We start from the raw sequence: 20,156 nt of genomic DNA, 5'->3' as shown, positions 1-20,156 counted from the left end.
AAACGCAAAGCGCGCCGGGTTTCGATGAAGCCCGGCGCGCTTTTTTTATCGGATGCGCAAACTCACATCACGGCCTGCTGAACATATCCATGATCTGCTTGCGCTCGTCGGTCGTGACTTGCGGCGCTGGCGGCGCCTGCATGCCCGCCGGTCCCACGCCGCCCATCGTGGTGGCGTCGCCCGCCATCGGATTGGTGTTATCCAGCCCGATGCTCGCGACGAAGCCCGCACCCGGCGTGCGATCGGCGTAGAACAGCTCGCCGTCGACAGTGGTGATGCCGTCCGGCTGCGCCATCTGCTCCTGCGGAATGCCGCGCAGCGCGCGCCCCATGTACTCGACCCAGATCGGCAATGCGAGCTGTGCGCCGAATTCGCGGCTGCCGAGCGTCTTCGGCTGGTCGTAGCCCATCCACGCGACCGCGACGAGCTGCTTCTGATAGCCCGCGAACCAGCCGTCCTTCGCGTCGTTGGTCGTGCCGGTCTTGCCTTGCAGGTCGTTGCGCTTGAGCACGTTGGTGCCCGAGCCCGTGCCTTGCGTCGCGACCGTGTGCAGCAGACTGTTCATGATGTACGCGTTGCGCGGTTCGAGCGTCTGCGGCGCGTTGCTGCCGGCCACGAGCGGATTGGCGCGCGAGATCACCGTGCCGCGCGCATCGGCGACGTCGGCGATCAGATACGGATTGATGCGATATCCGCCGTTCGCGAACACCGAGTACGCGCCGCTCAGTTGGAGCGGCGTGACGAGCCCGGCGCCGAGCGCGAGCGGCAGATACGGCGGCGTCTTGTCCTTGTCGAAACCGAACTTCTGCGTGACGAAGTCCTGCGCGTAGCCCGTGCCGATATACGACAGAATGCGGATCGACACGAGGTTCTTCGACTTCTGCAGGCCGGTGCGCATCGACATCGGGCCGTCGGGCTGGTCGTCGTCCTTCGGCTCCCATGCGTCGCCGCCGCCCGCCGCCGGGAAGTACAGCGGCGCGTCGTTGATGATGGTCGCCGGTCCGAGACCCTTGTCGAGCGCCGCGGAATAGATGAACGGCTTGAAGCTCGACCCCGGCTGGCGCCACGCCTGCGTCACGTGATTGAACTTGTTCTTGTTGAAGTCGAAACCGCCGACGAGCGCGCGGATCGCGCCGTCCTGCGGCGTCATCGAAACCAGCGCGCCTTCGACTTGCGGCAACTGCGTGATCTGCCAGTTGCCCTTGTCGTCCTTCGCGAGACGCACGATCGAGCCCGGCTTGATCGCGAGCGCCTTCGATGCATTGTTGCGCAGCCCGCCCGCGACGAAGCGCAGGCCTTCGCCCGCGATGGTCGCGGTATCGCCGCCGACGAACTGCGCCGTCACCTGCTTCGGGCTCGCGGCCGTCACGACTGCCGCGACGAGCTCACCGTTGTCCGGATGATCGACGAGCGCGTCCTCGACCGCCTCCGCGCGGTCGTCAGGGTTCGACGGCAGATTGATATTGCCCTCCGGCCCGCGATAACCGTGCCGGCGTTCATAGTCCATCACGCCCTTGCGCACGGCCTTGTAGGCGGCGTCCTGATCGGCGGAATCGATGGTCGTCGTCACGGTGAGGCCGCGCGTGTACGTCTCTTCCTTGTATTGCGCGTACATCATTTGCCGCACCATTTCCGCGACGTATTCGGCGTGCACGCCGTATTCCGTACCCGCGGACTTCGTGTGGATGTCCTCGGCGCTCGCCTGATCGAATTGCTCGCGCGTGATGAAATTCAGATCGAGCATGCGCTTGAGGATGTACTGCTGACGCACCTTCGCGCGCTTCGGATTGACGACCGGGTTATACGCCGACGGCGCTTTGGGCAGACCCGCGAGCATCGCCGCTTCCGCCAGCGTGATGTCCTTCAGGTCCTTGCCGAAGTACACGCGCGCCGCAGCCGAAAAACCGTATGCGCGCTCGCCGAGATAGATCTGGTTCATGTACAGCTCCAGAATCTGATCCTTCGTGAGCGCGCGCTCGATCTTGTACGCGAGCAACATTTCGTAGATCTTGCGGGTATAGGTCTTCTCGCTCGACAGGAAGAAGTTGCGCGCGACCTGCATCGTGATCGTGCTCGCGCCTTGCGATGCGCCGCCGTGCATCAGATCGCTCACGCCCGCGCGCAGGATGCCGATGAAGTCGACGCCGCCGTGCTCGTAGAAGCGGTAGTCCTCGATCGCGAGGACCGCCTTCTTCATCTGATCGGGGATGTCCTGGAAGCGCACGAGACTGCGGCGCTCCTCGCCGAACTCGCCGATCAGCACGTGATCGGCCGTATAGACGCGCAGCGGCACCTTCGGCCGATAATCGATGAGCGCATTGAGCGAGGGCAGATTCGGCCCCATGACGACGAGCGCATACCCGACGATGAGCGCGCCGATCACGACGCCGATGGCCGCAAAGCCCGCAAACCAGAGCGCGATGCGCGCGAGCGGAGAACGGCCCCGGCCGCCACGTTCATTGCGATCGTTTCGGCCATCGCGGCCATTGCGGCCGCCACCGCCGTTGCGGCCGCCCGAGTCGTTGCGTGAGTCGTTGCGAGAGTCGTTCCAGCGGGGTTCGCGATCGTATCGCGTGGATTTCGATGAGTCGGGTCGTTTGATGATAGGCATGACTGGGTTCGTTCGGCGCGCTGTGAAGCGCGCGCGCTGCCGCGCCGCGATGCGCCGGTACGGGCGCTACTGCAAAGACGGGACGAGCGAATGTGCGGGCCGGCTTCGACCGAGAGTAACAGCACATTTTAAAGAATCCGCGCGCGCCATCACAAAACCCGCGGGATTTTTTTGTAAGTAAATGACGCGAGCCGGTGCGAATATCGGGTTACCCACAGAAAGTGTTGAGAGCCTTGTGGACAACCCTATGAGAAAATAGCCAAGCCTTTGATCGCGTGCCGTTTTCGCGCAACGCTCGTTGCGTGTGATGCGAGGTGGCCCACACGCACGGCCGCGCGCAAACCGATATGATGGCTGAATGTATCGCGAGTTCCCGCAACACGTCTCGCGCCCGCGGTAGAGATGTCGTGCCGTTTGATGAACCGAAGCCCCGATCGTTTCATTACGATCGTCTTACTGTTTGCGAGCCGCTCATGACGACCAAACCCAGCGAACGCATCGTTGTTTTCGTGACTCCCGCGCAGAAGCTGGCCATCAGCAAGACAGCGGACACCCTCGGCATCAGCGTAAGCGAGCTCATGCGGCGTGCGGTGCTGAACTTCAACGCGACCAGCGAGCAGATCAAGGTCGCGGGCATCGTCGATCGTCTGCGCGCGCCCAAGGCACCTGATCCGCTCAACGCCGCGCTGAAGAGCGTCGCCGCGAAAGCAGCCGCGCGCGAGGCCCGCGAGGCGGCGGCGAGCGCGACCAAGCGCGCGTCGCAGGCACGCACCATTCCGCAATCTCACCCCGATCCCGCTGCGCCCGACGACGAAATGGAGCACGATACGGATCAAGGCGACGACGCCTCGCTCACCGATGACACGCGTTCCGGTCGTTAGTCGCGCACGGCCCGCTTTACGCCTCCTGGCAAGGCGCGTCGTTACACTCCTTAACCTTCCGTTAAGTCCCGATTAAGCCACGGCATGCTCTAATGAGCGGGTAAACCCGGCGTGAACGTGATGCTCACGTTGCGCTTGCATTCCCGCGCATTGCGCCTCACATTCGAGCCGCGTGGCACGCAGGTGAGCGCACGCCGCCGTCTTCATCCAGGAGAAATACATGTCGCTTTTCGATTCCATCACGCGCACGGTCAAAGGCCTCTTGAACGACGCCGCCGACACCATGCAAGACCCTTCGCGCGACGCACGCCAGATCGTGCGCGAGCTCGACGACAGCATCGCGAAGGCGGAAAACTCGCTGATCGAGATCGAAGCGCAGGTCGCCACGCAGCAGAGCAAGCGCGACGCCGCCGCCGACAAGGCAAAGAAGTACGAGGACGGCGCGAAACGCGCGTTGCAGTCAGGCGATGAAGGTCTCGCGCGCGAGGCCCTCGCGGCGCAGGCGAACGCCGAAACAGAACGCGACGCGCTCGCGGCGGAACTGAAAACGCTGGAGCCTTCCGTCGAACATCTGAAGCAGCAGATCACGGACATGCGTCAGCGCCGCAACGACCTCAACGCGCGTTCGAACATTCTTCAGGCGAAGCAGCAAATCGCGCAGGCGAAGGACACCGCGGCGACGGCGCTGGGCGGCATCGGCGGCAAGAATCTTTCAGAGGACTTTCAGAAGCTCGAAGACAAGATTCAGCTCGCCAACGCCCGCTCGGATGCACGCCTGAATTCGGCGGATCAGAAGTCCGGCAAGGCGCTCGACGACAAGCTCGCCGCGCTCAATCGCGGGCCGTCCGTCGAAGACCGTCTCGAAGCGCTGAAGAAGCAGTTGAATACGCCGGCCCAGTAAGTGCTGGCATCGGAACGTGCGCACGCGCGGCGAACTCCCGAGTCGGCCACGCGTCGCACGAATATGCGTTACCTCGAGCAATACGATTTGCAATACCCGTTCGCAGCATCGACAGGAGGCGGACGCCCAGCGCGTCCGGCCCGCATCATGAAAAAGACTTTGACGGCTCTGGCGTTGTCGCTGTCGCTCGCTTCTCCGCTCGCGTTCGCCGTGCCGACCGCGCAGCAGGTCGAGCAGTCGATGACGCAGGGCAACTGGCAGCAGGCCGACTCCCAATTGAGCGAAGTGCTCTCCGCGCATCCGAAGAACGCGCACGCGCACTACCTCTACGCCCAAGTGCTCGACCGCGAGGGCCGCTACAGCGATGCCCTTTCGCATCTGCAGCAGGCGAAGTCGCTCGATCCTTCGTTGAGTTTCACCGATCCGTCGCGCTTCGCGTCGACGCAAGCCCGCATACAGGCCGATGCGACGCGCGCGAGCATCTCCCCGCGATCGAACAATGGCGCAACCACATCGAGCGCGCAGACGCAGAACCCCTTCAGTCAGGATCAGGCCGCCGCCGCGCCGCAAAAGCACGGTATCGGCATGGGCGCGTGGATCGGTTTCGCTCTGCTGATCGCGGCGATCGCACTCGTTTTGCGCTGGGGCTTGCGCAGGGCGCGCTCACGCGACGATGGTCAGGCCGAGAACGACCGCCGCTCGCAGATCAAGCGCGCGACCGAACTGCTCAACGAGGTACGTACGCTCAAGCTCGATGTGCGTCTCTCCACCGCGCCGGGTCATGAAGCGTTGTTGAAGGACGTCGAAGGCGCGGAAACGCAGTTGCGCGAGATGGTCGAGTCGCTGTCGAACTCGAAAAATCCGGTGCCGCCGTATGCGATCGAAGATCTGGAAAATCAGGTTGCGAGCCTGAAGGCGCGCGCCGAAGGCCGCCCCGATCCGAACGCGGCCACCAATGCTCAGGCCGGCGCGCCGAATGCCTCGCCGTACGCGCAGGAAGCCGAGCGCTTCGGACGCGGCCAGCAGCAATATCCACAGCAAGCGCCTTATCCGCCGCAGCAAGGGCAGCAGCCGCCCGTGATCATTCAGCAGGGCGGCGGCGGTTTCGGCGGCGGCATGGGCGGACTGCTTACCGGCGTGCTGCTCGGCGAAGCGCTGTCGCATGGGCGCGATCGCGTGATCGAGCGCGACGTGCCGGTCGACCGGCCTCCGCAGAACGACAACGGCGGGCTGGATTTCGGCAATAACAACGGCGGCGGCCTCGATTTCGGCAACGGCTCGAACGACTGGAACGACGGCGGCGGCGGAGGCGGCGGAGGCGGAGGCCTCGACCTCGGCAGCAACGATGACAGCTGGCGCGATTCCTGATCCGGCCGCGCATTCATCGTCGAGGGCCCCGTTCGCACGGGGCCCTTTTGTTTCTGCGTGAATGGTCAGCGCTTCATCCGCCACCCAGAAAGCGCAACAGGCCCCACAGAAACTTGAAGAAGCCGACGATGAATTCCCAGATGCGTTCGAGCTGATCCCAGCTCGCGACGCGCAGGATGGCATGCAGGATCATGCCGCCGGCGCCGCGCGGCGTTCGGCGGCCGCGCGTTCATACGTGAAAGAAACGAGCATCGTGCAAAAAAGAAGGCGGCTCGCGCCGCCTCCTGCCGCTATCGCAAAAATCGCATGATAACCGGTCGCGCGCAGCGTCCGACAATCCGCGATTCAGCTCCCCGCTTTCTTCTCTTCGCCATCGGGCGGCACTTCGTCCGTCAGCGCCTCTTCCAGCCGCTTGAAAATACGCCTGGTCGCGCCGCGCGGCTGAAGCGCGAACAACAGCAGCGAGCGGCCGGTCACCTGATACACGTCGTCGGCGTCGAACTCCGGAAGCTCCTCGCGGATCGGCGCATTCGTGTCGATCAGGCAAATCCATTCGTCGGGGCCCGGAATGTCCGGCAGCGTGAAATCGACCACGTCGTGATAGGCGTTCACGATCAGCAGCAGCGTCGCATCCGATGCCGGCTTGCGGATGCCCGTCGCCTGTGCGCGCCCGTCCATGACCACGCCGAAACAGCGCATGTTCGGATCGTCCCATTGCTCCTGCGTGAGCTCGTCGCCGGTCGTGCCGAGCCATTTGACATCGGAGACCTGTAACTCGTCGTTATACTCGCCCGTGAGAAAGCGCTGGCGCCGCAGCACCGGCAGCGTGTGACGCAGCGTCGTCAGCTTGCGCACGAACTCGGTGAGCGCGCGGCCATCGTCGTCGATGTCCCAGTTCACCCAGCTGATGTCGTCGTCCTGACAGTACGCGTTGTTGTTGCCATTTTGCGTGCGGCCGAACTCGTCGCCCGCGAGCAGCATCGGCGTGCCCTGCGAGAAGAGCAGCGTCGCGAGCATGTTGCGCTTCTGGCGCTCGCGCAGCGCGCGGATCTCCGCGTCGTCGGTCGGGCCTTCGACGCCGCAGTTCCACGACTTGTTGTCCGAGTGGCCATCCTTGTTGTCCTCGCCGTTCGCCTCGTTGTGCTTCTCGTTGTACGAGACGAGATCGTTGAGCGTGAAGCCGTCGTGCGCCGTGATGAAGTTCACGCTCGCCCAGGGCCGGCGTCCGCGCTTGTTGAACTTGTCGCCCGATGCGGTGATGCGCGTCGCGAGTTCCGGCGACACGCCCTCGTCGCCCTTCCAGAACTCGCGCACCGTATCGCGATAGCGGTCGTTCCATTCCGCCCAGCCCGGCGGAAAGCCGCCGACCTGATAGCCGCCCGGACCGCAATCCCACGGCTCGGCGATGAGCTTCACGCTCGAGAGAATCGGATCCTGCCGGCAACTGTCGAGAAAGCCGCCGCCTTCGTCGAAGCCGTAAGGCTCGCGTCCGAGAATCGTCGCGAGGTCGAAGCGAAAGCCGTCGACGTTCATCTCGGTCACCCAGTAGCGCAGGCTGTCGGTGACCATCTGCAGCACGCGCGGATGCGAGAGATTGAGCGTATTGCCCGTGCCGGTATCGTTGATGTAATAGCGCGCCTCTTCCGGCATCAGGCGATAGTACGACGCATTGTCGATGCCGCGGAACGACAGCGTCGGCCCGCGCTCGTTGCCTTCGGCCGTGTGGTTGTACACGACGTCGAGAATCACTTCGAGCCCTGCTTCGTGCAGCCGGTCGACCATCTCCTTGAACTCGGCGACGACGCCCGGCCCGCGCGCGAAGTAGCGCGGATCGGCGGCGAAGAAGCCGATCGTGTTGTAACCCCAGTAGTTCGTGAGGCCCTTGTCGAGCAGGTAACTGTCGTTGACGAACGCGTGGATCGGCAAAAGCTCGACCGACGTCACGCCCAGGCTCTTGATGTACTCGACCACCTCCTTCTGACCGAGCCCTTCGAAGGTGCCGCGCATGTGCTCGGGAATCGCCGGATGCAGCTTCGTGTACCCGCGCACGTGCGTCTCGTAGAAGATCGTGTGTTCCCACGGCACGCGCACGCGCGTCGCGTGCGTCCACGTGAAGGACTGGTCGACGACCTGGCACTTCTGCATGAAGGGCGCGCTGTCGCGTTCGTCGAAGGTGAGATCGTCGCCTTCGGCATTGAGCGTATAGCCGAACACGGCCGGATCCCACTTCAGCGTGCCGACATGCGCCTTCGCATACGGATCGAGCAGCAGCTTGTTCGGATTGAAGCGATGTCCCGCTTCCGGCGCATACGGGCCATGCACCCGGTAACCGTAGACCGCGCCCGGTTCGAGCCCATGCACGTAGACGTGCCAGACTTCGTCGGTGTATTCGGGCAGTTCGATGCGCTGCGTTTCCTTTTCGCCCTTTTCGTCGAAGAGGCACAACTCGACTTTGGTCGCGTTCGCGGAAAACAGCGCGAAATTGACGCCCTTTCCGTCCCAGGTCGCGCCGAGCGGAAATGGGGAGCCTTCGGCAATGCGGAGTTCGTTCGGCATGAGATGATGTGTTCGGATGGTTGACGCGCGAGGCGTCGGGATCGTGCGCTGGCATTGCAGGGCTTAAGGCGGATCGTTAGGAGCATTTCACGTGCCCGTGCGATGCCTCGGCGCGCGGCTTGCTTCGTGCGGTTCGCGCCGTTGCCAGGCATACGCCTGAGGCTCGGCGCGTGTAAAACCTTCCTGTCAGGCGCGCCGCGCATACCTTGCGTTCGACGAACGCTGGACACCCCTCATCGCCGAAGGAGAGCACGCCTTGTCTACACGCCCTGGTTCCGCCTCGACGAATACGCAGAACACCGGCACGGCTGACGGAAGCCGCGCCAGCGGACGCGCGCTGCGCGACGCCGTCCCGTTCGACGCCCACGGCGCCTGGTCGCCCGAGCCCGACCGGCCCGATCCCGTCGAGCGCGTGCTCGCGGGCAACGCCGGCCGGCAGGAGCGGCTCATTCCGCTGCGCATGCAGCGCATGGCCGAATCGCCGTTCGCGTTCCTGCGCGGTTCCGCGACCGTGATGGCGTGGGATCTGGCGAAGTCGCCGTCGATCGGGCATAACGTGATCATCGACGGTGACGCGCATATCAATAATTTCGGCCTTTTTCGCACGCCGCGCCAGGACGTCGTGTTCGATCTGAACGATTTCGACGAAACGCTCGTCGGCCCGTGGGAGTGGGATCTGAAGCGCCTGACTGCGAGCATCAACGTCGCGGCGCGCGAGAACGGCGTCGACGCACCCGGGCGCGAGCGCGCGGTGCGCTCGGCATGCGCCGCGTATCGCACGACCATGGGCGGGCTCTGGCAAGTGAGCCCCTACGATCTCTGGCAGATGCGCTCGTATGCGAGCGCGCTGCACATGGACGCTCCGATGAAGCTCGACGCCGACGAAAAGGCGACCATCGAAAAGACCGTCGAGCGTGCAATGAAGCGATCGCACGCAACGATGCTCGCGAAAGTCGCGGAACCTGTGGGCAACAGCTACCGCTTCAAGGTCGATCCGCCGATCCTCACGAAGCTCGACGCCGCCGAAAAAAATCATGTGATCGATGGCCTGAAGGCGTATCTGCAGACCATCGCTGGCGAATGGCGCATGATGCTGGAACGCTACGACGTCGCCGATGTAGCGCATCGCGTTGTCGGCGTGGGCAGCGTCGGCACGCGCGCGTATCTCGTGCTGATGCAGGGCCGCGCGCTCGGCGACCCGCTTTTCATTCAGGTGAAGGAAGGCATCGTGCCCGCAGCCGCGCCCTTCGTACCGCCGCCGGAAGAGGCGTTTCGCCATCAGGGACGGCGTGTCGTGCATGGCCAGCGGCTCATGCAGAGTTCCTCGGATGCGCTGCTCGGCTGGACGACCATCTCCGGCCGCGATTTCTACGTACGACAGATGAAGCAGATCCGCGGCTCCATTCCCGTCGACTGGCTGCACGGCGCCACCTTCGATTTCTATGCGTGGTGTCTCGGCCTGCTGCTCGCCCGCGCCCACGCGCGCACCGGCGACGCCGCGCTCATCGCGGGATACTGCGGCAACTCGGACCGGCTCGACGCGGCCTATGCGATGTGGGCCGAGCGCTACGGCGCGCAAACGGTCGCGGACCACGCGGCCTTCTGCGCGGCGATCAGCGTGGGGCGCGTGCCGGCAGCCTGAGCGAATTTCGGCGCCCGCGCGATCCACAATCGAATTGACTATCATTGACGGTGCCCGCAATGAAACGCGACTCGCGTTGCGTTTCGCGGGCGTATCAATGGCATAGCCCTTGCTGCCGCTTTGGCCCGCACAACCGTCTAATTCAAACTGGAGGAAGCCGCGCATGAGCATGATTGAAGAATTCAAGAACTTCGCCCTGAAGGGCAACGTCATGGACCTCGCGGTCGGCGTGATCATCGGCGGCGCATTCTCGACGATCGTGAACTCCGTCGTGAAGGATCTGATCATGCCGGTGGTCGGTCTCGCCACGGGCGGCCTCGATTTTTCCAATCTCTTCGTACGGCTCGGGCACATACCCCCGACCTTCAAGGGCAATCCCGACTCGTATAAGGATCTCCAGACCGCCGGCGTCGCCGTGTTCGGTTACGGCTCGTTCATCACCGCGGTGATCAATTTCGCCATCCTCGCATTCATCATCTTTCTGATGGTCAAGTTCATCAACAATCTGCGCAAGCCGGCCGAAGCCACGCCGCCGCCCGCGACGCCGGAAGACGTGCTGCTGCTGCGCGAGATTCGCGACGAACTCAAGAAATCGCCGCGCGTCTAGACGGGCAAACCCGTTCGCCCAAGGCGGAACCCGCGCGGCGCACGCGGGTCTGCCCGAATGGCCACCCAATCCGCTTGGTGCGCCCACCCGCTTTTTTCTTTACGAAAGCTGTTCGAGCGGGTAGCAGCAGGACTATTATTGAGATAGATGCTCAGAGGGATGCCAAGCGGGCCGCCAAACGGTCATCGGCACGAATCGTGCGCCAGGAACGTGCATCGGCTCACCGCCGGTTGCAACATGAGTGGCCCGATTCACCGTGACCTGATCACATCGATGCGCTATAAAAGATCGACGTGCGGCGCGCAAGACGGGAGTGGCCGCATGAGGACGCTGCGTTTCTTGCAATTCTTTTTCAGGCGAGTTTTTATGTCCTTCCCGAAAAAGCGTAAGCGCGTGAAGGCCGACGGCGACGAGTCTTTTCTCGCCGTGCTGCGGCATTTCAAGCCATTTGGTCAGCTGGACACGAAGATTGCCCGGGCACGCGCACAGGATGAACCGGTGCTGTACGCGCACGTTCTGCCAGGTCTCGATGTCCTTCTGTGCAGCGTGCGGGGCGCCCAGCCGCCGTACCCGGCCATCGACGAGCTGCACAGGCGTTGCGTCGAATCGATCACCAATGCACTTGAGCAACCGCTCGACGGACTCGAGAACGGCGGCTACTGGTACGAGGCGAACGGTTTCGGTTTCCTCGTGTTCGCAAGCCGTGCCCGCGCGCAGATTCTCAGCGAATTCGGTGCGACGGTATCGGCGCGCAGGCGTCGCGGCACGCGCCGCCAGGACGCGGGCGATGCCGCCTCGCGACCGCTGCGTTGATCCTGCTTTAACTTTTCCTGTGTGTTCCTGTGACACGCCGGGCCTCGTGATCGAGGCCCGGCGTGTGGTCGCTCGCGCGTTGCAGGCGCTTCGCCGGCGCTTCGCACAAACCCCGACTACTCCCTCGCGCTTTCCTGTCCTTTAATGAAAGCCACGCGCGACAGCATGATGGCGCGTGCCTTGCTGCATCGGTATTGCAAGTTTCCTGCGACTCGACGAGTCACCCGAGCCGATCCACCATGCCCCGAAGGACACGCCTTTGGGGACTACAAGGAGAACACCATGTCGGAACACGTCTACAAGCAGATCGAACTGACCGGCTCCTCGCCGCAATCGAGCGATGACGCCGTGCGCGTCGCGCTTTCCAAGGCGTCGAAAACGTTGCGCAACATCCACTGGTTCGAAGTGACGGAAACGCGCGGCCACGTTGAGGACGGCAAGGTCGCGCACTGGCAGGTGACGCTCAAGGTGGGACTGCGCATCGAAGATTGATGCGCCGCTTCATCGCATGAAAAAACCGCGCTTCGTTTCGCAACGAAGCGCGGTTTTTTGTTCGAGCGGGCGAAAGCCGCGTACTTACTTCGGCAGCGAGCCGTCGACGCCTTCGACGTACCAGTTGATGCGCTGCAGTTCCGGGTCCGACAGCGTCTTGCCGGCCGGCACCTTCTCCGCGCCCGACTGGTCCTTGATCGGGCCGCTGAACACATCCCACTTGCCCGCGTGCAGTTCGTCACGCTTGGCTGCGACCGCCTGCACGGCCTTCGCGGGAATCGCGCCGGTGTTCAGGTCTTCGAGATCCACGGCCTTCTGCGGAATGCCGAGCCACACCGGATCGTTCTTCCACTTGTTGTCGAGCACCTGCTGGATCACCTCGTTGTAGTACACGCCCCAGTGCGCGACCACCGAGCCGAGATGTGCATTCGGGCCGAACTTCTTCATGTTCGAGTCCCAGCCGAACGCGTATACATGCTTCTCGTTCGCGGTGTTGAGCGTCGCGTTCGAGTCCGTGTTTTGCAAGAGCACGTCCGCGCCCTGCCCGATCAGCGTTTCGGCCGCCTGCTTCTCCTTGCCCGGATCGAACCAGCTGTTGATCCAGATGACCTTCGTGTGAACCTTCGGATTCACGGAGCGCGCGCCCATCGTGTAGGCGTTGATGTTGCGCACCACTTCCGGAATCGGCACCGACGCGACGAAGCCGAGCGTGTTGGTCTTCGTCACATAGCCCGCCGCGACGCCCGCGAGATACGCGCCCTGATACATGCGCACGTCATAGGTGCCGAAGTTCTTGGCTTTCTTGAAGCCCGTCGCCGTCAGGAAGATGGTGTCGGGGAAATCCTTCGCGACCTTCAGCGCGAAATCCTGATAGCCGAAGCTCGTGGCGAAGATGACCTTGTTGCCCTTGTTGGCGAGATCGCGGAACACGCGCTCCGAGTCCGCCGATTCCGGCACGTTCTCCACGCGCGTGATCTTGATCTTGCTGCCGAACTTCGCTTCGGCCTCCTTGCTGCCCGCGTCGTGCGCGAAGGTCCAGCCCGCATCGCCCGGATTGCCGAGATAGACGAACGCGACGCCCGGCGCGTCCGCTGCCTGCGCGCTCAACGCCGCGACGGTCGCGGACAGTGCGACCGTCGCGGTGATCGCCTTCAGCCATGGTTTATTCATTGTGATTCTCCTGGTCGATGTTGTGTGTGAAACGGGCATTGGCGGGCCCGCATCAGTGTGGTCGGTCAAAATTGAGAACGGAACCGCGATGCTGCGCGAGAACAACAGCCTCAGCTCGCCGCGAAAAACGGCTTGCCGAGCGATGCGGGCGCGTTCAGCTTGATCGTGTTCGGGTTGCGCGAGATGAGCACGAGCACGACGATCGTCGCGATATACGGCAGCATTGCGAGAAACTGCGTCGGCACCGGCACGCCGATCGCCTGCGCATAGAACTGCAGCGCCATCACCGCGCCGAAGAGCAGCGCGCCGATGAGAAGCCGCCCGGGGCGCCACGTCGCGAACACGACGAGCGCGAGCGCGATCCAGCCGCGGCCCGACGTCAGTTGCTCCTGCCAGACATGCAGATAGACGATCGAGTAGTAACCGCCCGCGATGCCGGCCATCGCGCCGCCGAAGAGCGTCGCGCCATAGCGCACGCCGACCACCGGAAAGCCCACCGAATGCGCCACGGCGGGCGATTCGCCGACCGAGCGCAGCACGAGCCCCGCGCGCGTCTTGTAGAGGAACCAGCCGATCACGCCGAACATGATGAACGCGAGGTAGCCGAGCGGCGTGAGCGAGAAGACCGCGGGGCCGAGCACGGGAACGGCGGAGAGGCCGGGAATCGGCATCACGTCGATGGTCGAGCGCACCGCCGCCGACGTGTAGGGCTTGCCGACATACGCCGAAAAACCGATCCCGAAGATGGTCAGCGACAGGCCGGTCGCGACCTGATTCGCGAGCATCGTGATGGTGAGAAAGCCGAAGAGCAGCGCCATCGCGAGCCCGGCGAACACCGACGCGACGATGCCGAGCCACGGACTGCCGGTGATCGCGGTGACGGCGTAGCCGGCGACGGCGCCCATCAGCATCATCCCTTCGACGCCCAGATTCAGGACGCCGGATTTTTCCGCGACGAGTTCGCCCGCGCCCGCGTACATCAGCGGGATCGCGGCGATCACGGCGCTCGAGGCGAGATTGCTGGCTTGATTGATGTCCATATTCTTTTGAGCCTCGTCAGACGGCGTGATGCGCGGGCGTTCTGCGCTTGATGCGGTAATTCACGAACAGATCGCAGCCGAGCAGGCAGAACAGCAGCAAGCCCTGGAACACGCCCGCGAGCGCTTGCGGCAGTTGCAGCGACGTTTGCACCGCTTCGCCGCCGAGATAGAGCAGCGCCATCAGCAGGCTCGCGAGCACGATGCCCACCGGATGCAGCCGCCCGACGAACACCACGATGATCGCCGTGAAGCCGTAGCCCGGGGACCATCCTGCCTGAAGCTGACCGATCGGCCCGGCCACTTCGCCCATCCCCGCGAGGCCCGCGAGACCGCCCGACAGGAGCAGCGAGGTCCAGATCGTTTTCTTGTCGGAGAAACCGGCGTAGCGAGCGGCGAGCGGCGCGAGACCGCCGACGTTCATCCGGAAGCCCGCGAAGCTCTTGCGCATGAAGAGCCACACGCAGGGAATCGCGATCACGGTCAGAAACACCGACGCGTTGATGCGCGTGCCCTTCAGCCACGTCCAGTGCCAGTCGCCGTAGAGGCGCGGGAACAGCGCGTCGTCGCCGAACATCGCCGAGATCGGGAAGTTCATGCCTTCCGGATCGCGCCACGGGCCGCTCACGAGATAAATGAGCAATTGCGTCGCGACGTAGGTGAGCATCAGGCTCGTCAGGATTTCATTCGTGTTGAAACGGCTCTTGAGCAGCGCGGGAATCGCTGCCCAGATCATGCCGCCAGCGATGCCGCCCAGCATCATCAACGGCAGCGTCCACCAGCCGGAGGCGTCGCCGACATGGATCGCGATGCCGCCCGCGACGATGCCGCCGAGCAGCATCTGCCCTTCCGCGCCGATGTTCCATACGTTGGCGCGATAGCCGACCGCGAGCCCGAGCCCGATCAGGCACAGCGGCGATGCCTTGAGCACGAGCTCCGACCAGCCGTTGACGCTCGACAGCGGCTCGATGAAGAACGCGTGCATCGCGCGCAGCGGGTCCTGGCCGACGAGACTGAAAATCAGAAAGCCGATGACGAGCGTCGCGACGGCGGCGACCACCGGCACCGCGAGCTGCATGACGCGCGAGGGCGTCGGGCGCGCTTCGAGTCGATAGGGGAAGATCATCGTTCTGTCAATGCTTCAGGAGAGAGTCGGGAACGGCTGCGGGCGCGGCTTTGCCTTCGAAAAGGCCGGCCATGAAGAGGCCGACTTCCTCCGCGTTGGTTTCGCTCGTCTTGCGCACCGGCGAGAGCTTGCCGCGCGCGATGACGGCGAGCCGGTCGCAGATGTCGAAGAGTTCTTCCAGCTCCTCCGAGATCACGAGAATCGCGACGCCGCGCGCCGACAGATCGAGCAGTTGCTGGCGGATGAACCCCGCCGCGCCGACATCGACGCCCCAGGTCGGCTGCGCGACCACGAGCACCTTCGGCTCCTGAAGGATCTCGCGCCCGACGATGAACTTCTGCAAGTTGCCGCCCGACAGGCTTTGCGCGAGCGCGTCGCTGCCGCCGCACCGCACGTCGAACGACTTGATGCAGCGTTCCGCGAACGCCTTCACCGTGCCCGATCTGATCCAGCCGCCACGCACCATGTTTTCGCGATGCGCGGTGAGCAGGCCGTTGTCGGCAAGCGACATCGCCGGGACCGCGCCGCGTCCGAGCCGCTCTTCCGGCACGAATGCGAAGCCGCGCCGGCGGCGGCCGCCCGCGCTCAGATGCGCGGCGGGCTTGCCGCAGATCGACACGGCATCGGCTGCGACGTGCCTGTCGCGGATTTCGCCCGACAGCGCCGCGAGCAACTCTGCCTGCCCGTTCCCCGACACGCCCGCGATGCCGAAGATTTCGCCCGCGTGCACCGCGAACGACACGTTCTCGAGCGAGGTCCCGAACGGATCCGGGCTCGCCACCGACAGATTCTTCACCGCGAGCCGCACGTCGCCCGGCTTGTGCTCGCGGCGCGTGTAATCCGGCAGCGAATGGCCGACCATTAGTTGCGCGAGCGACGCCTGCGTTTCCTTGCGCGGGTCGACGTTGCCGGTCACGCGCCCGCCGCGCATCACGGTGGCGTTCTCGCACAGCGACTGGATTTCGTCGAGCTTGTGGCTGATGTAGAGAATGCTGCAGCCCTCCGATGCGAGGCGGCGCAGCACCTTGAAGAGCTTCTGGACGGCTTGCGGCGTGAGCACCGAGGTCGGCTCGTCCATGATCAGAAGACGCGGATTCTGCAGCAGGCACCGCACGATTTCGACGCGCTGGCGCTCGCCCACGGTCAGGCTGTGGACGTGGCGCTGCGGATCGACGTCGAGGCCGTAATCCTTCGACACTTCGCGAACGCGTTTGCCGAGCGCCTTCATGTCGAACTTTTCGTCGAGCGCGAGCGCGATGTTTTCACCGACCGTCAGCGTCTCGAAGAGCGAAAAATGCTGAAACACCATGCCGATGCCGAGCTTGCGCGCGGCGGCCGGGCTGCCGATCTCGACCGTCTCGCCCTGCCAGCGGATCTCGCCTTCATCCGGCCGCACCGCGCCGTAGATGATCTTCATCAGCGTGGACTTGCCCGCACCGTTCTCGCCGAGCACGGCATGAATCTCGCCGGGCATGACGACGAGATTCACGCCGTCGTTCGCCTTGACGGACGGATACTGCTTGCTGATACCCGACAACGCCAGGCGCGGTGGCATCGTCGACGTTGAGATGGCGTCGCCCATTGAGATCCAGGAATGCGCCCGGCCACCGAGCAGGCCAGGCTGGAAAAGTTACCGCTCGAGCACGCGAGACAGGAACATGTCGCGCGAACTCATGTCGCGGGCAGAATTTACAGAATTCGAGACGCTAAGTCGATAACTCAAAATTATGTGTTGCAGCCCGCCCAGCCAATGTTTGCGGGTAACCCACACCTTGACGAAACTTTCCCGTCATATTAAAAATGATATGTCACACCCCTGCGTCGATCAGGCAGAACATATAGTGGAGATAACATGAGTCAGCAACGCGAGGCGATCGATACGTACTTATTGCGCGTCTTGCATACCCTCCTGATGGAACGCAGCGTGACGCGTGCGGCCGTCAAGCTCAATCAGTCGCAACCCGCCATCAGCGCTGCCTTGCGGCGCCTGCGCGACATCACCGGAGATCCGTTGCTCGTGCGCGGCAAGTCTGGCATGGTGCCGACCGAATACGGTTTGCGCCTGCTCGAGCCCACGCAGAACGCGCTGCGGGAAATCGAGCGCATCAAGGTCCAGCAGCACAACTTCGATCCGTCGACGTCCGTGCGGTGCTATCGCATCGGCTGTCCGGACTATCTGAACGTGTTGTTCGTGCCGACCGTCGTCGAACGATTCCGGCAGGCCGCGCCCAACGCCACGCTCGAGTTTCATTCGCTCGGCCCCGCGTTCGATTACGAGCTCGCGCTCGAGGACGGCAAGCTCGATATCGTCGTCGGCAATTGGCCGGAGCCGCCGGAACAACTGCACCTCTCCAATCTGTTCGTCGACAAGATCGTGTGTCTTGTCAGCAACACGCATCCGTTTGCGAAGCGCGGCGGCCTCACGCTCGATCAGTACCTCAACGCGCCGCATCTCGCGCCGACGCCCTATTCCGTCGGCCAGCGTGGCGCGATCGACGTGCATCTCGCGCGCGAGCGTCTGAAGCGTCATGTGGTCGTTACGCTGCCTTACTTCAATCTCGCGCCTTATGTGCTGATCAAGTCCGATCTCGTGTTCACGACGACGCGGCTGTTCGCGGACCACTATGCGCGATTCCTGCCGCTCGCCGTCGTGCCGGCGCCGCTCGATTTTCCGCCTATGCAGTATTACCAGCTTTGGCATGAGCGCTGCCACTACTCGGACGAAGTCCGCTGGCTGCGGGGGCTCGTCGCCGAAGCGACGCGCTCGCTGATCGATCAGCCTTGATCTTGCTTCTTTGTTTGTGCGTGAAACCTTGTTTCGTGTCGGTCTATTAGCGTTGCCCCTGTGCGGGGCGGCACCTACTTTCTTTGCTGCTGCAAAGAAAGTAGGCAAAGAAAGCAGCTTTCCCCATCCAAAGTACTTCACACCGGCCCCGGCACAGGCGATTGGCTGAATGGAACGGCACTAGCGAGTGCCCTCGCAAGCAGAACACAGCTTGGCTCGCGCACGGTCCGCCCCATCGCACCGCGATGCTTGCGGGTTCAGCACAAAATAGCGCCGGCCCGCTTCGCGGCCGACCGGTTAATTGGGTCCGCGCGTGCTTCTCCACTAACGCCTCCATCTCACCGCAATTGCCTAAGGTCGGTTTCCCTTGTGGACTCGGCGGCAGCGCGTAGCGCTGTGCCGATGCTCTTTTGTGCTGAACCAGTGTCCTTGAACGACTGGCTTGTCAGACCGTGCGCGATCCAAGCCCGGTTCGGTTTTGGGGGCACTCGCTACTGGCGGACCATCAGGCCAATCGCCTGTGCCGCGGCCGGTGTGAAGTACTTTGGATGGGAGAAGCTGCTTTCTTTGGTTACTTTCTTTGCAGCAGCAAAGAAAGTAACTGCCGCCCCGCACAGGGGCAACGCCAATAGACCGACGCGAATACGGGATCCGGCGAAAACCAAAACCAAAGCAAACCAAAACCCAAACCTCACCGCAACGGTTTCAACCCCTCCAACAACGTAGGGATCAACTCGCTCACCGTCGGATGAATATGCATAGCCCGCTGCAACGTAGCATACGGCGCATCAGCATTCATGATATCGATGAACGTATGAATCGCCTCATCCCCTTCGATTCCATAAATCGCCGCGCCTAAGAAGCGCAGTGTGCGCGCATCGACGAGCGCCTTCATGAAACCATCTGTCTCACCGCGCTCCCGAGCGCGCCCCACCCGCGACATCGGCATCGTCGCAATGAGCGCCTCACGTCCGTCCCGACGAACCTCTTCCTCGCTCATCCCCACACGGGCGAACGGCGGATCGACGAATACCGCATAAGCCATGATGCGGGTGTCGACGCTGCGCGACTCCCCGTCGAGCAGATTCGAAGCGATGATCTCGTAATCGTTCCACGATGTATGCGTGAACGCGCCGCGCCCGTTCACATCGCCCAACGCGTAGATGCCTTGAACTTCGGTACGCAACTGCCCATCGACATCGATCATGCCGTGCCTGTTCACCGCGATGCCCGCATGCTCCAGGCCGAGATCGTCGGTGTTCGGCGTGCGGCCCGTCGCGAACAGCAAGTGCGACGCGTCGATGACTTCGTCGCCACTAAAGATGCGCACGCCGCTCGTAGAAGGCTCCACGCGCGAGATCTGCGCGCCGAAACGGAATTCGACGCCCTCGCGCGCGAACACATCCTGCATCGCACGGGCAACGTCCTCGTCCTCGCGCGTCAGGATGCGCTCGCCGCGCACGAGCACCGTAACGCGGCTGCCGAAGCGGCGGAACATCTGGCCGAATTCGAGCGCGATATAGCTCGCCCCGACGATCACCAGATGCGCAGGCACCTCGGTCAATTCGAGAACCGTCGAGTTGGTCAGATACGGCACGCGCTCGAGCCCATCGACCCTCGGCACCACCGCGCGCGTGCCCGTGTTGATGACGATGAGATCGGCGTCGATCGCCTGCATCGAACCGTCGTTCGTTTCGATGGACAGCGCGTGCGGCCCCGTGAAGCGCCCGTGCCCCTTGAACACGGTCAGGTTCTCCGTCTCACGCAGCCACTTCTCGATGCCCGTGCGCGAGCCCTCGATCACCTCGTCCTTGCGCGCCTTTACGCGCGCCATGTCGATGGTGATATCGCCACCGATCATGACGCCGTATTGCGCCGCCGTACGCGCGACATGCGCGGCCCGCGCGCTCGCGACATAGGTCTTCGTCGGCGTGCAGCCGACATTCACGCAGGTGCCGCCGAACAGATGCCGCTCGATCACGGCAGTGCGCCTGCCGCTTTGCGCGAGCCTCACGGCAAGCGGCGAACCGCCCTGCCCCGTGCCGATGACGACCGCATCGAAGTGCTGTGACATGCTGAATTCTCCCCGGTCTTTTGCATGCGTAACGCAAAAGACCGTGCGAATGAAGCGGATGACGAATGGCGTTGCACGAATCGAAATGCATAT

At 63.5% G+C, this 20,156-nt stretch carries 14 protein-coding genes and 1 pseudogene; 8 read left to right on the top strand and 7 right to left on the bottom strand.

The window, feature by feature from the left end; translation table 11 throughout:
- Nucleotides 1–67: 67 nt before the first annotated feature.
- A complete protein-coding gene (locus tag U4Y90_RS25185) occupies nucleotides 68–2,611 on the bottom strand; it encodes a penicillin-binding protein 1A (RefSeq protein WP_321798632.1) in 2,544 nt (847 codons plus the stop codon).
- Between the two features lie 473 nt (nucleotides 2,612–3,084).
- On the opposite strand from U4Y90_RS25185, the pseudogene U4Y90_RS36190 reads away from it, so the two are divergent.
- The 3 genes and pseudogenes from U4Y90_RS36190 to U4Y90_RS25170 all read left to right on the top strand — a co-directional run.
- Nucleotides 3,085–3,313: pseudogene (locus U4Y90_RS36190) on the top strand (plasmid mobilization protein); the annotation flags it as partial.
- Nucleotides 3,314–3,712: 399 nt separating this feature from the next.
- The gene (locus U4Y90_RS25175) at nucleotides 3,713–4,393 is read left to right on the top strand and encodes a PspA/IM30 family protein (RefSeq protein WP_321798628.1); all 681 of its coding nucleotides are present in this window, start codon (nucleotides 3,713–3,715) and stop codon (nucleotides 4,391–4,393) included.
- 147 nt (nucleotides 4,394–4,540) lie between these two features.
- Nucleotides 4,541–5,761, top strand: a complete 1,221-nt coding sequence (locus tag U4Y90_RS25170) for a tetratricopeptide repeat protein (protein ID WP_321798626.1) — start codon at nucleotides 4,541–4,543, stop codon at nucleotides 5,759–5,761.
- 345 nt (nucleotides 5,762–6,106) lie between these two features.
- On the opposite strand, the gene glgX is transcribed toward U4Y90_RS25170, so the two are convergent.
- Complete coding sequence (glgX, locus tag U4Y90_RS25165; RefSeq protein ID WP_321798624.1) at nucleotides 6,107–8,317, bottom strand: glycogen debranching protein GlgX; 2,211 nt, start codon at nucleotides 8,315–8,317, stop codon at nucleotides 6,107–6,109.
- A 256-nt stretch (nucleotides 8,318–8,573) separates the two neighbouring features.
- On the opposite strand from glgX, the gene U4Y90_RS25160 reads away from it, so the two are divergent.
- From U4Y90_RS25160 to U4Y90_RS25145, 4 genes are all read left to right on the top strand, one after another.
- Nucleotides 8,574–9,959, top strand: coding sequence for a DUF2252 domain-containing protein (locus tag U4Y90_RS25160; RefSeq protein WP_321798622.1), 1,386 nt, complete (start codon nucleotides 8,574–8,576; stop codon nucleotides 9,957–9,959).
- A gap of 163 nt (nucleotides 9,960–10,122) precedes the next feature.
- Nucleotides 10,123–10,566, top strand: coding sequence for a large conductance mechanosensitive channel protein MscL (gene mscL / locus U4Y90_RS25155; RefSeq protein ID WP_321798620.1), 444 nt, complete (start codon nucleotides 10,123–10,125; stop codon nucleotides 10,564–10,566).
- A 321-nt stretch (nucleotides 10,567–10,887) separates the two neighbouring features.
- A complete protein-coding gene (locus tag U4Y90_RS25150) occupies nucleotides 10,888–11,379 on the top strand; it encodes a hypothetical protein (RefSeq protein WP_061149898.1) in 492 nt (163 codons plus the stop codon).
- 282 nt (nucleotides 11,380–11,661) lie between these two features.
- Entirely contained in the window at nucleotides 11,662–11,871 is a 210-nt protein-coding gene (locus U4Y90_RS25145; protein WP_321798617.1) for a dodecin, read from the top strand.
- 84 nt (nucleotides 11,872–11,955) lie between these two features.
- On the opposite strand, the gene U4Y90_RS25140 is transcribed toward U4Y90_RS25145, so the two are convergent.
- The 4 genes from U4Y90_RS25140 to U4Y90_RS25125 all read right to left on the bottom strand — a co-directional run bounded on the left by U4Y90_RS25140 (nucleotide 11,956) and on the right by U4Y90_RS25125 (nucleotide 16,786).
- Nucleotides 11,956–13,041 carry a BMP family ABC transporter substrate-binding protein gene (locus U4Y90_RS25140; protein ID WP_321798616.1) on the bottom strand — a complete coding sequence of 362 codons (1,086 nt, stop codon included), beginning with the start codon at nucleotides 13,039–13,041 and terminating at the stop codon, nucleotides 11,956–11,958.
- Nucleotides 13,042–13,151: 110 nt separating this feature from the next.
- Nucleotides 13,152–14,081, bottom strand: coding sequence for an ABC transporter permease (locus U4Y90_RS25135; RefSeq protein ID WP_321798615.1), 930 nt, complete (start codon nucleotides 14,079–14,081; stop codon nucleotides 13,152–13,154).
- Between the two features lie 16 nt (nucleotides 14,082–14,097).
- The gene (locus U4Y90_RS25130; protein WP_321798613.1) at nucleotides 14,098–15,204 is read right to left on the bottom strand and encodes an ABC transporter permease; all 1,107 of its coding nucleotides are present in this window, start codon (nucleotides 15,202–15,204) and stop codon (nucleotides 14,098–14,100) included.
- Nucleotides 15,205–15,211: 7 nt separating this feature from the next.
- Complete coding sequence (locus U4Y90_RS25125) at nucleotides 15,212–16,786, bottom strand: ABC transporter ATP-binding protein (protein WP_321798611.1); 1,575 nt, start codon at nucleotides 16,784–16,786, stop codon at nucleotides 15,212–15,214.
- Nucleotides 16,787–17,056: 270 nt separating this feature from the next.
- Here U4Y90_RS25125 and U4Y90_RS25120 point away from each other — a divergent pair, with 270 nt between their 5' ends.
- The gene (locus U4Y90_RS25120; RefSeq protein ID WP_008349998.1) at nucleotides 17,057–17,989 is read left to right on the top strand and encodes a LysR substrate-binding domain-containing protein; all 933 of its coding nucleotides are present in this window, start codon (nucleotides 17,057–17,059) and stop codon (nucleotides 17,987–17,989) included.
- A 691-nt stretch (nucleotides 17,990–18,680) separates the two neighbouring features.
- Here the strand turns inward: U4Y90_RS25120 and U4Y90_RS25115 are convergent.
- Nucleotides 18,681–20,063 carry an FAD-containing oxidoreductase gene (locus tag U4Y90_RS25115; RefSeq protein ID WP_321798608.1) on the bottom strand — a complete coding sequence of 461 codons (1,383 nt, stop codon included), beginning with the start codon at nucleotides 20,061–20,063 and terminating at the stop codon, nucleotides 18,681–18,683.
- Nucleotides 20,064–20,156: the final 93 nt, after the last annotated feature.

The sequence above is a fragment of the Caballeronia sp. J97 genome (assembly GCF_905220305.1).
Taxonomy (GTDB): Bacteria; Pseudomonadota; Gammaproteobacteria; order Burkholderiales; family Burkholderiaceae; genus Caballeronia.
The sequence above is the reverse complement of the archived record's forward strand: the minus strand, read 5'-3'. Positions and strand labels throughout refer to the sequence as shown.